Here is a 15,917-nt window from a genome sequence, read left to right as displayed (position 1 = left end):
TGATGAACGACTGGCAAACCGCACTGGCCATCGTCGGCATGGGCTTGATCACGGTGCTGACCCGAGGCTTCTTCATGATCCCCAAGAATGAATTGCCCATGCCCGACTGGGCCAAGAGCGGCCTGCGCTATGCGCCCCTGGCCGCGCTGGCGGCGGTGATCGTGCCCGAGATCGTCATGACACAGGGTGAGCTGATCAGCACCTGGCAAGACGCCCGGCTCTACGCCACTGCGGCCGGCACCGCCTATTTCTTCTGGAAGCGCGGCATCCTCGGCACCATCGTCTGCGGCACGGCCGTGATGCTGGTACTGCGCATCGGCCTCGGTTGGTGAAACCGCTTGGATTCCGCGCTCGGCGGCGGGCTTGGTAAGCTAGCGGGCATTGCACGGCCGGGTCGCTCGACCCCGCCACGCCCCGAATTCCAAACTAGCCCTGAGCTCACCCCATGAACGTGATCCGTTTCAACGACCTGATCGCCGCTGGCAACGTTGCCGGCCAACGCGTCTTCATTCGCGCCGACCTGAATGTGCCGCAGGATGACGCCGGCCACATCACCGAAGACACCCGCATCCGCGCCTCCATCCCCTGCATCGAGCAGGCCTTGAAGGCTGGCGCCGCCGTGATGGTCACGTCCCACCTGGGCCGCCCGACCGAGGGCGAGTTCAAGCCCGAAGACTCGCTGGCCCCGGTGGCCAAGCGCATGGGTGAACTGATGGGCCGCGAGGTCAAGCTGGTGGCCAACTGGGTGGACGGCGTGGATGTGAAGCCCGGCGAGCTGGTGCTGCTGGAAAACTGCCGCGTCAACAAGGGCGAGAAGAAGAACAACGAAGAGCTGGCCAAGAAGATGGCCGCTCTGTGCGACATCTACGTCAACGACGCCTTCGGCACCGCCCACCGCGCCGAGGGCACGACTTACGGCATCGCCCAGTTCGCCAAGATCGCCTGTGCCGGCCCGCTGCTGGCCGCCGAGATCGATGCCATCGGCCAGGCCCTGAGCGCGCCCAAGCGTCCGCTGGTGGCCATCGTCGCCGGTTCCAAGGTCTCGACCAAGCTGACCATCCTCAAGGCCTTGTCGGAGAAGGTTGACGGCCTGATCGTCGGCGGCGGCATCGCCAACACCTTCATGCTGGCCGCTGGTTTGAAGATCGGCAAGTCGCTGGCCGAGCCCGATCTGGTCGCCGAAGCGCAGGCCGTGATCGACGCCATGAAGGCGCGCGGCGCGGCCGTGCCGATTCCTGTGGACGTGGTGGTGGCCAAGCGTTTTGCCGCCGACGCCGAAGCCACGGTCAAGGATGCGGCCGATGTGGCTGAAGATGACCTGATCCTGGACATCGGCCCCAAGACCGCTGCCCTGCTGGCCGAGCAACTCAAGGCCGCCGGCACCATCGTTTGGAACGGCCCGGTCGGCGTGTTCGAGTTCGACGCCTTTGCCCATGGCACCGAGACCATCGCCCGCGCGATCGCCGCCTCGCCGGCCTTCAGCATCGCCGGCGGTGGCGACACCTTGGCTGCGATTGCCAAGTACGGCATCGAGAAGGATGTGGGCTACATCTCCACCGGTGGCGGCGCTTTCCTGGAAATCCTGGAAGGCAAGACCTTGCCTGCGTTTGAAATCTTGACCCAGCGCGCTCAGGGCTGAAGCTTCAGCAGCAGCCACACAAGGTGCGCGTCGAGCGCGCACCTTGCGTTCACGCGCCTTGGTACTGTGGCAGCTTGCCGTCTACCGGTTTGACTGCGGCCAGGCGTGCGGCCAGCTTGGACTGCAGGATGATTGGCAGTGGCGCGAAGCCGGTGCCGCGCACCAGCTCATCACCATGCAGCAGGCACCAGTAGAGGAAGCGCAGCACCGTGACGCTGTGCTCGCCTTTTTCTGGTGCGGCATCGATCAAGATGAAGCTGGTCATCGTGATGGGCCAGCTTTCCGCGCCGTCCCGATTCATCAGTGAAGCCAGGTCGTCGCCTTTGCGTGCCAGGTCGCTGTTGGCAATGGCGGACCGGAAACCAGGCTCGCTGGCCGTGAGCCATTGACCCGCAGCGTTGCGCAGGCGAACTCCGTTCAGCTTGTCCCGCTGCATACGGTCGTAGCTGACATAGCTGATGGCACCGGGCGTGGACTTCAGCAGCTTGACGACGCCGTCGTTGCCGTCCGCCGTTTCGACCTCGCCCGGCCATTTGGGCTGGGCACTTGCGCCGACATTGGCGGCGAACTCGGCCGACACGGTGCTGAGGTATTTCGTCAAGCCCTCGCTGGTGCCGGACTTGTCGGCTCGCACGACACGTTTGACGGCCAGGGCCGGCAGGCCAATGCCCGGGTTGAGGGCGGCGATGCGAGCGTCGTTCCACTTACCCACGCGGCCTGCCATCAACTCCGCGAGCAGCTCGCCACTCAATTGCAAGCGACCTTCGGCCAAACCCGGCAGGTTGACCACCGGCACGATGCCGCCCACCAGCATGGGCAGCTGGATCAGCTTGCGTTTGGCAAGCTCCTCGTTGCTCAGCGCGGAGTCACTGCCGCCGAAACCGACGCTGCGTGCGCTGATCTGCTTGAGGCCATCACCGGAGCCGGTCGGCCGGTAGTTGACCACTTGGCCGCGCGCTTTCTCATAGGCGGCGGTCCAGCGTGCATAGGCCAGCGAGGGAAAGGATGCGCCAGCGCCGCTGAGTGCGGCTGCCGGCGCGGTTTGCGCCTGGGCGCTGTTCAGGGCTGCGAGGGAGAGCGTGGAGCCGAGGGTGCTCACGGGCCAGAGGGCGCCCAGGCGAAGCCAGGTGCGACGCGGTAAATACAGGGAATGGGACACGGACAGCTCTGATGGGCAGGTAAAGCAGGCCTAATTTTAATGGGCCCGTCCAAAGCGGCGCGTGCGCAGTTCACGTGGAAGGCGCTGCCAAGCGCGCCAGGCCGTTCACACCGCTGTGTGACACTGTTTCATGCATGGGGGCGTGCGATCTTTGCATGAGGCAAGAGCGCAAACCCGGTTTGGTCTGCGCAGCGGGACGCTAAGCTCAATGCCCTAAGTGGTCCGCGAGCTCAGCAGGGAGGTCCGCGGACGGTCAATGACAGCGCAGTCCAGTGCCTATGCACTGCGCGATGGAGACACGACAGAATGAGCGATAGCAAGAAATCCGAGAGCGACTTGAGTCCGGCTGAGGCTGCCCTGAGGGATGCGGCCCGCGAGTACCACCGCAGCCCGACGCGCGGCAAGATTGCCGTCAACGCGACCAAGGCTTTGTCCAACCAGCGCGACCTGTCGCTGGCCTATTCACCCGGTGTGGCCTATCCCTGTTTGGACATCGAGGCCGATCCCTCGTTGGCTGCCGAGTACACATCGCGCGCCAACCTGGTCGGTGTGATCACCAATGGCACAGCCGTGCTGGGCCTCGGTGACATCGGCCCGCTGGCCGCCAAGCCGGTGATGGAGGGCAAGGGCTGCCTGTTCAAGAAATTCGCCGGCATCGATGTGTTCGACATCGAGCTGGCCGAACGCGACCCCGACAAGCTGGTCGACATCATTGCCGCCATGGAACCCACCCTGGGTGGCGTGAACCTGGAGGACATCAAGGCGCCCGAGTGCTTCTACATCGAGAAGAAGCTCAAGGAGCGCATGAACATCCCCGTCTTCCACGATGATCAGCACGGTACGGCCATCATCTCCAGTGCCGCACTGCTGAACGGCCTGGAACTGGTGGGCAAGGACATCGCCGCGGTCAAGCTGGCCGTGTCCGGCGCGGGCGCGGCAGCCATCGCCTGCCTGGACGTGATGGTGGGCTTGGGGCTAAAGCGCGAGAACATTTTTGTCTGCGACTCCAAGGGCGTGATCCACGCCGAGCGTGAGGATGCCAAGGCCGGCAAGTTGGATGAATCCAAGCAGCGTTATTGCCAGACCACGGCCTCGCGCACGCTGGCCGATGTGGTCCATGGCGCCGATGTCTTTCTGGGTTGTTCGGCCGCCGGCGTGCTGACGGCCGAGATGGTCAAGACCATGGCAGCCAGTCCCATCATCTTGGCCCTGGCCAACCCCGAGCCCGAGATCCGCCCCGAACTGGCCAAGGCCGTGCGCCCGGATTGCATCATCGCCACCGGCCGTTCCGATTACGCCAATCAGGTCAACAACGTCCTCTGCTTCCCCTACATCTTCCGAGGTGCCCTGGACTGCGGCGCCAGCAAGATCACCGAGGAGATGAAGCTGGCCTGCGTGCGCGAGATCGCCGCCCTAGCCAAGGCCGAGACCAGTGATGAAGTCGCCGCGGCCTATGCCGGCGAAGAGCTGCACTTCGGCCCCGACTACCTGATCCCCAAGCCCTTCGATGCGCGCCTGATCTTGCGCATCGCGCCGGCCGTGGCCCAGGCTGCCGCCGACTCCGGCGTGGCCGAGCGCCCGATCGCGGACATGGCGGCCTACCGCCAGTCGCTGGAGCGTTACGTCTACCAGACCGGCATGTTCATGCGCCCGGTGTTCACGGCGGCCAAGGCCAACCCTGCGCGCGTGATCTACGCCGAAGGCGAGGACGAGCGTGTGCTGCGCGCCGTGCAGGTGGCGTTGGACGAGGGCATCGTCAAACCGACCCTGATCGGCCGGCCCGAGGTCATCGCCACCCGCATCGAGCGGGCCGGCCTGCGCCTCAAGCTGGGCGAGGATGTGGCCGTCATCGACCCAAGCAACGACGCACGCTTCCGCCAGTACTGGGAGGCGTATCACCAGGTCATGGGCCGCCAGGGCGTGACGCCCGAGATGGCCAAGGCGGCCGTTCGCCGATCAGCCTCCACCATCGGCGCCCTGGCCATCAAGCTCGGCGATGCCGACGCCATGATCTGCGGCATGGTCGGTCGCTTCGACAACCACCTCGAGCATGTCTCCGATCTGATCGGCCTGAAACCCGGTGCGCGCAACTTCGCCACCATGAATGCGCTGATGCTGGATGAGCACACGCTCTTCATCACCGACACCTTCGTCAACGACCAGCCCGATGCCGAGCAGCTGGCCGAGATCGCGGCCATGGCGGCCGAGGAGGTCAAGCGCTTCGGCCTGCCGCCCAAGCTGGCCTTTGTGTCGCACTCGATGTTCGGCTCCAGCAAGCGGCCCTCGGCCGTGAAGATGCGCCGTGCGCGCGAGCTCTTCACCCAGCACGCGCCCGATGTCGAGTGCGATGGCGAGATGCATGGCGACGCGGCGCTGTCGGAATCGGTGCGCAACACCTTCCTGCCCGACAGCACGCTCAAGGGTGCGGCCAATCTGCTGGTGCTGCCCTCGCTGGATGCGGCCAATATTTTGTTCAATGTGCTCAAGATCACCGCTGGTCAGGGCGTGACGGTCGGCCCCATCCTCTTGGGTTCGGCGGCGCCGGTGCACATCCTGACGCCCTCGGCCACGGTGCGCCGCATCGTCAATATGACAGCGCTGGCGGTGGCCGACGTGCTGGCGGCGAAAACTTGAAGGGAGGCCGACGCAGCGTCGGCCACAGGCTGATGGCGGCGCGCTGCGTGTAACTCGCTGAAACCCTTGTTCGACGTTTGAGCGGCCACAAATGCGCCGCATAATCAGCCGCTTGTAACTTTATTTCAGCGAGATCTGCCATGTCCCGAGCCACCAAGATCGTTGCCACCCTGGGCCCTGCGTCCTCCTCACCGGAGGTGCTGGAGCGCATGATCCGAGCCGGCGTCGATGTGGTGCGGCTCAACTTCTCGCACGGCAAGGCGCAAGATCACATCGACCGCGCCCGCCTGGTGCGCGAGGCCGCCAAGGCCGCCGGCAAGGAAGTGGCCATCATGGCCGATATGCAGGGCCCCAAGATCCGCGTCGGCAAGTTCGAGAACGGCAAGATCGAGCTGGTCAACGGCGAGCGTTTCATCCTTGACGCCGACCGCACCGAACTCGGCAATGAAGAAGCCGTGGGCCTCGATTACAAGGAACTGCCGCGCGATGTGAAGCCCGGCGACACCTTGCTCTTGAACGACGGCCTGCTGGTGCTGACCGTGGAAGCGGTGCGTGGCGCGGCCGTGCACACCATCGTCAAGCTGGGCGGTGAGCTGTCCAACAACAAGGGCATCAACAAGCAGGGCGGCGGCCTGACCGCGCCGGCCTTGACCGCCAAGGACATGGAAGACATCAAGACCGCGATGAGCTTCCGCTGCGAGTACCTGGCGATCAGCTTCCCCAAGAACGCCACCGACATGGAAATGGCGCGTCAACTGGCCAATATGGCCGGCGAGGCCTACAACCACAAGCCCAGCATGATCGCCAAGATCGAGCGCTCGGAGGCCATCCCGCACCTCGAGGCCATCCTCAAGGCCAGCGATGGCATCATGGTGGCGCGCGGCGACCTGGCCGTGGAAGTGGGCAATGCGGCAGTGCCGGCGCTGCAAAAGCGCATGATCAAGATGGCTCTGGCGCTGGACAAGGTGGCCATCACCGCCACGCAGATGATGGAGTCCATGATCGTCAACCCGGTGCCCACACGCGCCGAAGTCAGCGATGTGGCCAACGCGGTTCTGGATGGCACCGATGCGGTGATGTTGAGTGCCGAAACGGCAGCCGGCAAGTTCCCGGTCGAGACCATCGAGCAGATGGCCGCCATCGCCCTGGAGGCCGAGCGCGCCGAGTTCGTCACCTTGGACACCGACTTTGCCGGTCGCCAGTTCGGCCGCATCGATCAGTCCATCGCCATGGGTGCCTTGTTCACCGCCCACCACTTGGGTTGCAAGGCCATCCTGGCCCTGACCGAATCGGGTTCGACCGCGCTGTGGATGAGCCGCCACCGCATCCAGGTGCCGATCTATGCCCTCACCACACAGGAAATCAGCCAGCGCAAAATGACGCTGTACCGCAATGTGCGGCCGCTGCTGATGCCCAAGTTTGAGGACCGCGACACCGCGCTGGCTGCAGCCGAGAAGATCCTCGTCGACAAGGGTGTGCTGATGCCGGGCGACACCTATGCCATCACTTGCGGTGAGCCCATGGGCTATCCCGGCGGCACGAATATGCTGAAGGTGTGCCGCGTCGGCGGCTGAGCCTTGCTTGAAGTGCGGGCTGAGTGCCCGCATGGGTCTATAGACTGCGGTCGCATGGCGTTCTGCTGATGCTGCCCCTGCTTGGCGTCTGGCGCCATTGGCTGTGCCCATCGCCGTTGCCAATGGCCAGCCGAGGGCCTTGCTGGTGGCCAAGTCGACACGCCAGTTTCGGCGCGGACTTTGCGGCGCTCAGAGGCAGTGTGTTCCAGCTTGAACGTGTCGTTAGCACCTTGAGCGCAGGCGTGATCGAGTAAGCATGCCTGGGCGGCCCTGCTGCCATGTCTGAGCCTGGCCATGCGCCAGCAAACTATGGCGATGCAGTTTCTGGACAACAGCGATCGCTGAACCGCGCATCAGGCCCTGTTTGGCTCCGTTTGCGGCGCGATAAAAAGTGCGGCTCCAGCAAACGTCATGCCAGCAAGTGCTCGCTATAGTCGGCCCTGACGCTGCCTTCGCGCAGGTCTGCTGTTGGCCACTGGAGCATTCGAATGGTTGCAGGCCTTGGGTCTTTGTGGTTTGCCTTGTTGGCTGGCTGTTTGGCAATGGTGTCAGCCGGGCATGCGCAGACGGTCGCGCAGCCGATATCCACTGCGCCTGGGTCCAGTTCGGGCAGCCCAACTGGCTTGGCGGCAGCATCCCCGCCCATCCGCTGGCTCTTGCTCGACTTTGTGCCGTACCACGTGATTGACGGCCCCAAGCAAGGGACAGGTTTGCGAGATCAGTACCTCAGCGCGCTGAGCAAGCGCTTGCCTGAATACCAGCATCAGTTGGAAATCAGCAGCACGGAGCGGATCTTTCAGGCGATGCAGGCCGGGCAGCCCGTGTGCACACTGTCCTTGTTGAAGGTGCCGGAGCGTGAGGCCTACACCCGGTTTGCTTCGGAACCCTATTTTGTGCAATTGCCGCCGGTCTTGATCGCCCGTCGTGCCTATGCGCCGCCGGGTGGTTGGAAGAAGCGACCGGGCGGTGATGTGTCTCTGGCCGACCTGCTTCGCTCCGGCGAAGTGAAGGTGGGCACCTTGCCCAAACGTCGATATGGGCAGGCGCTGGATGACATCTTGAAGCAATCACGGGCCGCCCATCCGGACCAGGTTCTGGTTTTTGGTGAGTACGGGCTCTTGTCCGGATTGCTACACACCTTGAGCCGCAAGCGCTTCGACGTGACCCTGGGCTATGCCATCGAAGTGGAGCAGCTGCGCAAGACCCAAACCAGCCCCGCTGATTTTCAGTTCGTGGCTTTGGCTGAGGCGCCGGCCCTGATTCCCACCTATGTCGCTTGCAGCCAAACCGCCTGGGGCAGGCAGGTGATTCATGCCATTGACCGCGTGACAGGCATGGAGGCCGAAAAATCACGCTTGCGCGAACAGTACGAATCCATGCTGCCCGCCGAAGAGCTCCAGATCTACCGGGCCCGAATGGCAGCGGTCACCGCCGGGCCTGTGTCCAGCCCTTCAAATGTCGCTAGCGAATCTAAAGCTGGGGCGCGAGAGGGCGTGCGCTAGCTGCTTTGGGCGCTTTTGATCAAGGCTGCAATGCGCGGCGTCATGTGTGTCGGCACCAGCTCCACTTCGGTGTGAGCTCGTGCGAAGACGCGGAACAGCTCGTCGGTGAAGCCGTGGCCCACGTCCACCACGCCTTCGAAGCTGACCTCGGCACGCTTGAATTGCGGCAGCCGGGCGGCCACGCGGCGCGCCTGGGCGCGTGAATCCAGGGCCTGGCCCGGGCCAGCCAGCAGGCGCAGATTGATGGTGGTGCGGTCGAATTCGATGCCGTCGCCGGCCAGGCTCCAGGTCTCCATCACCTGGTCCAGGGTGCGCTTGGTGTCCAGGGCGATGGCCATGTAAATGGAGCTGCCCTGGCGCGGCATGGGGCGGCCCGGCTGCCAGCCGGTGCTCTCCCAGGCGCGGCGCTGGAAGGCGGTGCCATTGGCATGGATGTCGAAGACATCGGCCAGCTGCGAGCTGAAGAACAGGCCGCGGCCGGTGTGCATCTCGGGCTGGCTGGTCAGCCGGCCCTTGCTCAGTTCCAGCATGGCGTGTTGTGCATCGGCGATGTCGAAGGCCGAGCAGATCTTGTCGAACACGCCGCAGCCATCGTCGGACACCAGCAGCTGCACATGGCTGGGCGTTTGGCGCAGCGAAACGGTGACGCTGCTGCCGCCGCTGTGGTCGGCCGCGTTGTTGACCAGCTCGGTGAAGCCGTGCTGAACCATGCGTGCCACATGAGTCGGCAGCTCGAAGTGGGGCGCGAAGTCGCGCTGCCAGGGGATGTCTTCCTGCAGGCCGTGCAAGGTGTAGGAGCGCGCCACCTGACGCAGCAGCCCCGGGCCGTACACAGGGCGGCGGCTGCTGCCCGAGCGCACCAGCCAATGGGCATCGACCAGTCGGCGCAGCGCACTCAAGGCCGAGCGGTGGCTGGCGCCGGTGCGTTCCTCCAGATGCTGGGCCAGGTCGTGCGAATGCTCGCGCGCAGCGGCGGTGATCCAGAGGGTCAGCTGGTCAATGGCAAGTCGTGTCATGCGTGGGGCTCCATGCTGGGTAGTCTGACCCGGGTTGCCCCCCCGTGAAGGCGTGAAAAATGGGGCACAGTGAGCCTAAATGCTTGTCAACATTGACACAAGCGAGCCTGCCCGGGCTGTCGTTTCATGGCGCGCCGCTAGAATCCGCGCCAGTTACAGCGTGGTTACATGGCCCACTTCGCCATCAATCGGCGGATGATGGGCCGGCAGGCTGCGTCAATCGGATTTCAAACTCCCGGAGAACTTCCATGGCTCTCGTCTCTATGCGCCAACTGCTGGACCATGCCGCCGAACACGGCTACGGCATCCCGGCCTTCAACGTCAACAACCTCGAGCAGGTCCAGGCCGTGATGTCTGCCGCCGACGAGGTGGGCGCCCCGGTGATCCTGCAGGCCAGCGCCGGCGCCCGCAAGTACGCCGGCGAGCCCTTCATCAAGCACCTGATTCAGGCCGCGGCTGAGATGTACCCCCACGTTCCCCTGGTCATGCACCAGGACCACGGCACCAGCCCCAAGATCTGCCAGGGCGCCATCGACCTGGGCTTTGGCTCGGTGATGATGGACGGCTCCTTGATGGAAGACGGCAAGACGCCCTCGTCCTTTGAATACAACATGGACGTGACCCGCCGCGTCGTCGAGATGGCGCACAAGGTCGGCGTCACGGTCGAGGGCGAGCTGGGCTGCCTGGGCAATCTGGAAACTGGCGATGCCGGCGAGGAAGACGGCATCGGCGCCGTCGGCAAGCTGGACCACAGCCAGATGCTGACCGATCCGGAAGAAGCCGCCACCTTCGTCAAGGCCACCCAACTGGACGCGCTGGCCATCGCCATCGGCACCAGCCACGGCGCCTACAAGTTCAGCCGCAAGCCCACCGGCGACATCCTGGCCATCAGCCGCGTCAAGGAGATCCACGCCCGCATTCCCAACACCCACTTGGTGATGCACGGCTCCTCGAGCGTGCCGCAAGAGCTGCTGGCCATCATCAACCAGTACGGTGGCCAGATGAAGGAAACCTTCGGAGTGCCGATCGAAGAGATCCAGGAAGCCATCAAGCATGGCGTGCGGAAGATCAATATCGACACCGACATCCGCCTGGCCATGACCGGCGCGGTGCGCAAGTTCCTGTTCGAGAACCCCGACAAGTTCGACGCCCGCGAGTGGCTCAAGCCCGCGCGCGAAGCCGCCAAGGCCGTGTGCAAGCAGCGTTATATGGAATTCGGCTGCGAAGGCCAGGCCGGCAAGATCCAGCCTCGCACGCTGGTGGACATTGCTGCGGCCTATGCCCGCGGCGAGCTGAACCAGATCGTTCAGTAAGCAAGACCCAGGACGCCTTTTCGGTCTTTGGCCCGCCGGGTTCGCGCCCGGTGGGCCTTTGTGTTTTTGAATGCCGCCTAAAATCCCGGCCAACATTTTCCGGATGCCCGCCATGACCGCTGCCTTGCTGAACTCGACCCTCACCTCATTGCCCCTGATCGCTCGCGGCAAGGTGCGCGAAAACTATGCCGTCGGCGAGGACCGCATCCTGATGATCGCCAGCGACCGCATCTCGGCCTACGACGTCATCATGGGCGAGCCCATCCCGGGCAAGGGCGAGTTGCTGACCCAGATGGCGCTGTTCTGGTTCGACAAGCTCGATGGCATCGTGCCCAACCACTTGACCGGCGATGAGCCGTTGTCGGTGGTGACGGCCGAGGAGCAGGCCCAGGTGCGCGGCCGCTCCATGCTGGTCAAGCGCCTCAAGCCTCTGCCGGTCGAGGCCGTGGTGCGCGGTTATCTGGCCGGCAGTGGCTGGGCCGAGTACAAGACGAACGGCCAGGTCTGCGGCGTGCAACTGCCGGCCGGCCTGAAGAACGCTTCCAAGCTGCCTGCGCCCATCTTCACCCCGGCCACCAAGGCCGAGATGGGCGACCACGACGAGAACATCAGTTTCGACAAGATGGTCGACATCATCGGCCTGGATCTCGCCACCCGCGTGCGCGACATCTCCATCCAGCTCTATCAGCGCGCCGCCGATTACGCGCTGACCAAGGGCATCATCATTGCCGACACGAAATTCGAATTCGGCCTCGATGCCGACGGCACCCTGACCCTGATGGACGAGGTGCTGACGCCCGACTCCTCGCGTTACTGGCCGGTGGAAAGCTATGCCGAAGGCATCAACCCGCCCAGCTATGACAAGCAGTTCCTGCGTGACTGGCTGGAGGCGGCGGAGGTCGACGGCAAGCCCTGGGGCAAGACCGCGCCGGCGCCCAGCCTGCCCGCTGCCGTGATCGAGCACACCACGTCCAAATACCGCGAGGCGCTGCAGCGCCTGACCCAGTCATGAGCGGCAGCAAGGGCAGCAGCCGGCCCGCTGCCAAGCGTGCGCCTCGGTCCGCGCCCGAGACCATCAAGAACCGCTTGCTGAGCCGGGTCGAGGCGGAGATCGCTGCCGCGACCCACCAAACCCAATCGGCCTGCGCCCGCGCGCGCCGCGCCTTGCTGCTGGCTCGCCATGGCCGCCTGGAACAGGCGCGCAGCGAGCTGACCGGCCTGCATCAGCTGGCCTTCCAGCACCCTCATCCCGAGCTCGGCGCCTGGCTGCATTTCGCCGAGGGGCTGATGAGTTACTACACCGACTTCAGCAGCTCGGCCCACGAGAAGATCGCGCGCGCTCAGCAGATCGCCAGGGCCGCCAGCCTGCCGGCGCTGGAGGCTTTGTGTGCGGCCTGGTTGGCCCAGCTGGCCTATGTGCGCCATGCCTCCGAGGAGATGCTGCGCCAGGCCGAACTCTGCGATCGCCTGGCCGCGCTCGATGACCATGGCGCGCGCTACCGCCTGTGCACCGTCATGGGCCTGGCCCATCAGTACGCCGATCTCAATGAGCCGGCCCAAGCCTGGTTTTCGCAGGCGCGCCGCCATGCCTTGATCGATGGCGATGACGCGTCCGTCTCGGCCCTGATGTACAACATGGCGGAAATGCGCACGGCGCAGGCGCGCCGCGCCAGCCTGGTTGCGGCCTTGGCCGCGGTGTCGGGCGGGCAGGGGCTGCTGCTCGGGGCCGATTCCATCAAGCATTACGACGCCGCCATGGGTGGCTCGGTGATGCCGGACCTGACGCCGCTGCTGCGTGCGCAGATCCTGGTGGTCGAGGGCGACTTCGCTCAGGCACTGGCGCTGTACGAGGCCCATCTCCCGCAAGCCATGGCCTGCGGCCTGGCGCGTTTGGGCAGCAGCCTGCTGGCAGATCTGGCCTGGTGCCGGGTCAATCTGGGCCAGGCGGACCATGGTTTGCTGCAGGCGCGCGAGTCCGAATTCGAACTCGATGCGCATTGCGATGTCGATGACCGCGCCGCCACGCACAGCCGCCTCGCGCAGGTCTATGCCGCACTGGGTCAGACCGAGGCAGCCGCTCAGCAAGCCGCCCAGGCGCAAGCGGAATGGCAAGAGTTCGCGGTTCAGCAGGCTGCTTGGGCCGGGCAGCTGCGGGCTACGGCGATTCAGCCCCGCTGATGGGCTAAGGGGCTAAGGGGCTGAGGGCCGCGCCGTCGGCCTCAGAACAAGGCCATGCTGAGCTTGCGGCGGTATTGGTCCAGCAGTGGGTCGCTGGGCGGCACGACGGCGCGGCCGGCCAGTTCAAGGGTGCTCTTGGTCTCGTTGGCCGCAGGCTTGGGGGCCGGCTTGCTCAGCAGTTCCAGGATGGCGACATAAGTCTTGCGCGCCAGCTCGCCATTCCAGCTCTTGTCTCGCATGATGATTTCGAGCAATTCGTCCATGGCTTCGGTGAAGCTCTGGTTTGCCAGCAGGCCTTGGGCCAGGGCATAGCGGGATTCAAAGTCACGCTTGTTGCTGGCGATGGCCGCTTGCAGGGCGTTCACATCCAGGCCGGCAGCACTGCGCTCGCAGGCTTGCAGCCACAGGCCCAGAGCGGCGAAGCGGGCATGCGGGGTGATGTTGTCCGCCGCGCGGGCCGCCACCGGGGCAAAAGCCGCTTGCGCATCGGCCAGCAAGCCGAGTTCCAGCAGCGCACGCACATAGTCGAAGCGCGCCTGCTCATTGGCCGGGTCGGTCTCGACCGCCGCCTGCAGCTTGACCAGGGCCGATTCCAGATCGCCCTCGGCCATCAATTCCTCGGCCTCGGCCACTTCTTCCTGGGCTTCCAGCATCTCGCCGCTCGGCACATGCTTGTCCAGGAATTCGCGGATCTGGGCCTCGGGAACCGCGCCGACGAAGCCGTCCACCGGCTGGCCGCCGGCAAACATCACGCAAAACGGAATGCTGCGCACGCCGAACATCTGGCTCAGCTGGCTGGCGATCTCGGGCACTTCGTCGCTGTTCAGCTTGGCCAGTTTGAAGCGGCCGGCGTAAGCCACTTCGAGCTTTTCCAGCACCGGGCCCAGGCTCTTGCAGGGGCCGCACCAGGGCGCCCAGATGTCCAGCAGGACCGGCTGTTGCATCGAACCCTGGATCAGTTCGGCTTCAAAATTCTGTAGGTTGATGTCGATCATGGTCGAGTGTCGGTGTCGATGATGCGCTTCGATTGCGCGGGGTGGGGCGGGCCTGCAAAGCCGGGAGCCAGCTGCCAGATGGCGCCGGCCGCCTACAATTCAAGGTTTCCCAAGCCATGGAGCGAGTCGTGCAGCATCATCAACCGTCAACGAGCGCAGCACCCCTGGTTGGCGTGGTGATGGGTTCCAGCAGCGACTGGGACACCATGAAGCACGCTGCTGACATTCTCGCCGAGTTCGGCATTGCCTTCGAGGCCAAGGTCGTGTCGGCGCACCGTATGCCGGACGATATGTTCGCCTATGCCGAGAGCGCGGCGGGCCGCGGCCTGCAAGCCATCATTGCCGGTGCCGGCGGCGCCGCCCATCTGCCGGGCATGTTGGCGGCCAAGACGCCCGTGCCGGTGCTCGGCGTGCCCGTGGCCAGCCGCCATCTGCAAGGCGTCGATTCCCTGCATTCCATCGTCCAGATGCCCAAGGGCATCCCGGTCGCCACCTTCGCCATTGGCACGGCCGGTGCCGGCAATGCCGCTCTGTTCGCCGTGGCCATGCTCGCCAACCACAACCCGGCCCTGCGCGCCCAGCTGGAGGCCTTCCGCGCCCGTCAGACCGAAGTCGCACGGGCCATGAGCAAGGACCTGGTCTGATGTCGGCGGCCGCTCTGAAACCTTTGTTGCCCGGAGAAGCCACGCTGGGCGTGATGGGCGGCGGCCAGCTGGGCCGCATGTTTGTTCATGCCGCGCAGAGCCTCGGTTATCGCACCGTGGTCTTGGACCCGGACGCCGACAGCCCGGCCGGTCTGGTCGCCCATGAGCACATCCGCGCCGGCTATCTCGACGAGGCCGGTCTGACGCGCTTGGCCGAAGTGGCCGATGCCATCACCACCGAATTTGAAAACGTGCCGGCCCAGGCCCTGGAGCAACTGGCCGCGCGGCGCTTTGTCGCGCCGGCTGGTGCATCCGTGGCTTATTGCCAGGACCGCGCCGCAGAGAAAGCGCATTTCAAGGCCAGCGGCGTCGCCTGCGCGCCTTACGCGGTGATCGAGAGCGCGGCTGATCTGGCCGCGGTGGCTGACAGCCTGCTGCCCGGCATCCTCAAGACCAGCCGAATGGGTTACGACGGCAAGGGCCAGATCCGCGTGCGCAACCGCGCCGAGCTGCAAGCCGGCTGGGACGAGCTCAAGCAATTGCCCTGCGTGCTGGAGCAGATGCTGCCGCTGGCGCTCGAGCTTTCGGTGCTGAGCGCACGCGGTGCCGATGGCACGGTGGTGCAGTTCCCGGTGCAGCAGAACCTGCACCGCGACGGCATCCTGGCCGTCACGCAAGTGCCGGCGCCCTCGGTCAGCGAAGCTTTGCAGCAGCAGGCCCTGGCCTCGGCCGCCCGCATCGCCACCGAGATGGGCTATGTCGGCGTGCTCTGCGTTGAGTTCTTTGTGCTGCAAGACGGCTCCCTGGTCGTCAACGAGATGGCGCCGCGCCCGCACAACTCGGGCCACTACACGATGAACGCCTGCGATGTCTCGCAGTTCGATCTCCAGGTCCGTGCCATGGCCCGTCTGCCCCTGCGCACGCCGCGCCTGCATTCGCCGACCGTGATGCTCAATTTGCTGGGCGACTTGTGGTTTCCGCAGGCCCCCACGCCTGCGGGTACACAGGCTGCCCCCCAAGGGGGTGTTGCCGCCCTTGGGAGCGGCCCGGCGGGCGGCGAGCCGCCGGTGGAGCGCACACCTCCCTGGGACTCTGTGCTAGCCCTGCCTGGCACGCACCTGCATTTGTATGGCAAGGCCAGCGCCCGACCGGGTCGCAAGATGGGTCACCTCAACATCACAGCCGCCACGGCAGTCGAAGCCGAGCGCCTGGCGCGCGAAGCCGCGGGCCTGCTGGGCCTGTCCCAGGACTGGTGAGCGACAC

13 protein-coding genes are annotated in these 15,917 nt (G+C 65.2%); 10 read left to right on the top strand and 3 right to left on the bottom strand.

Going from position 1 to position 15,917, the window contains the following annotated elements; translation table 11 throughout:
• The first annotated feature begins 2 nt into the window (after positions 1 to 2).
• Positions 3 to 332: a branched-chain amino acid transport AzlD family protein gene (locus tag LNV23_RS01170; protein WP_411910529.1), complete on the top strand. Its 330-nt coding sequence runs from the start codon at positions 3 to 5 to the stop codon at positions 330 to 332.
• 113 nt (positions 333 to 445) lie between these two features.
• Complete coding sequence (locus LNV23_RS01165; protein ID WP_263561263.1) at positions 446 to 1,639, top strand: phosphoglycerate kinase; 1,194 nt, start codon at positions 446 to 448, stop codon at positions 1,637 to 1,639.
• 49 nt (positions 1,640 to 1,688) lie between these two features.
• Here LNV23_RS01165 and pstS read toward each other — a convergent pair whose 3' ends face one another.
• A complete protein-coding gene (gene pstS, locus LNV23_RS01160; RefSeq protein WP_263561262.1) occupies positions 1,689 to 2,798 on the bottom strand; it encodes a phosphate ABC transporter substrate-binding protein PstS in 1,110 nt (369 codons plus the stop codon).
• Positions 2,799 to 3,104: 306 nt separating this feature from the next.
• Between pstS and LNV23_RS01155 the strand changes: the two genes are divergently transcribed.
• The 3 genes from LNV23_RS01155 to LNV23_RS01145 all read left to right on the top strand — a co-directional run bounded on the left by LNV23_RS01155 (position 3,105) and on the right by LNV23_RS01145 (position 8,508).
• On the top strand, positions 3,105 to 5,432 hold the full coding sequence (locus tag LNV23_RS01155) for an NADP-dependent malic enzyme (protein ID WP_263561261.1): 2,328 nt from the start codon (positions 3,105 to 3,107) through the stop codon (positions 5,430 to 5,432).
• 140 nt (positions 5,433 to 5,572) lie between these two features.
• Entirely contained in the window at positions 5,573 to 7,006 is a 1,434-nt protein-coding gene (gene pyk, locus LNV23_RS01150; protein WP_263561260.1) for a pyruvate kinase, read from the top strand.
• A 623-nt stretch (positions 7,007 to 7,629) separates the two neighbouring features.
• Complete coding sequence (locus LNV23_RS01145) at positions 7,630 to 8,508, top strand: TIGR02285 family protein (protein ID WP_263561259.1); 879 nt, start codon at positions 7,630 to 7,632, stop codon at positions 8,506 to 8,508.
• Here the strand turns inward: LNV23_RS01145 and LNV23_RS01140 are convergent.
• Complete coding sequence (locus LNV23_RS01140; RefSeq protein WP_263516575.1) at positions 8,505 to 9,524, bottom strand: ATP-binding protein; 1,020 nt, start codon at positions 9,522 to 9,524, stop codon at positions 8,505 to 8,507. The two genes, LNV23_RS01145 and LNV23_RS01140, sit on opposite strands and share 4 nt — an antisense overlap.
• Positions 9,525 to 9,772: 248 nt before the next feature.
• Between LNV23_RS01140 and fba the strand changes: the two genes are divergently transcribed.
• From fba to LNV23_RS01125, 3 genes are all read left to right on the top strand, one after another.
• Positions 9,773 to 10,837 (top strand): class II fructose-bisphosphate aldolase, encoded by a 1,065-nt coding sequence (fba, locus tag LNV23_RS01135; RefSeq protein WP_263561258.1) that lies wholly within the window; start codon positions 9,773 to 9,775, stop codon positions 10,835 to 10,837.
• A gap of 112 nt (positions 10,838 to 10,949) precedes the next feature.
• A complete protein-coding gene (locus LNV23_RS01130) occupies positions 10,950 to 11,849 on the top strand; it encodes a phosphoribosylaminoimidazolesuccinocarboxamide synthase (protein ID WP_263561257.1) in 900 nt (299 codons plus the stop codon).
• Positions 11,846 to 13,015 carry a hypothetical protein gene (locus LNV23_RS01125; protein ID WP_263561256.1) on the top strand — a complete coding sequence of 390 codons (1,170 nt, stop codon included), beginning with the start codon at positions 11,846 to 11,848 and terminating at the stop codon, positions 13,013 to 13,015. The genes LNV23_RS01130 and LNV23_RS01125 overlap by 4 nt, the downstream gene beginning before the upstream one ends.
• 41 nt (positions 13,016 to 13,056) lie before the next feature.
• Here LNV23_RS01125 and LNV23_RS01120 read toward each other — a convergent pair whose 3' ends face one another.
• Positions 13,057 to 14,010 (bottom strand): tetratricopeptide repeat protein, encoded by a 954-nt coding sequence (locus LNV23_RS01120; RefSeq protein ID WP_263561255.1) that lies wholly within the window; start codon positions 14,008 to 14,010, stop codon positions 13,057 to 13,059.
• A 179-nt stretch (positions 14,011 to 14,189) separates the two neighbouring features.
• On the opposite strand from LNV23_RS01120, the gene purE reads away from it, so the two are divergent.
• Both purE and LNV23_RS01110 read left to right on the top strand, forming a co-directional pair.
• Complete coding sequence (gene purE / locus LNV23_RS01115; protein ID WP_318023204.1) at positions 14,190 to 14,654, top strand: 5-(carboxyamino)imidazole ribonucleotide mutase; 465 nt, start codon at positions 14,190 to 14,192, stop codon at positions 14,652 to 14,654.
• Positions 14,654 to 15,910 (top strand): 5-(carboxyamino)imidazole ribonucleotide synthase, encoded by a 1,257-nt coding sequence (locus LNV23_RS01110; protein ID WP_263561253.1) that lies wholly within the window; start codon positions 14,654 to 14,656, stop codon positions 15,908 to 15,910. Before purE ends, LNV23_RS01110 begins: the two co-directional genes overlap by 1 nt.
• Positions 15,911 to 15,917 lie beyond the last annotated feature (7 nt).

The sequence above is a fragment of the Kinneretia sp. DJ1R-11 genome (assembly GCF_025717595.1).
Classification (GTDB): Bacteria; Pseudomonadota; Gammaproteobacteria; order Burkholderiales; family Burkholderiaceae_C; genus Paucibacter_A.
Note: the sequence above shows the minus strand (reverse complement) of the source record. Positions and strands in the feature narration are given on the sequence as shown.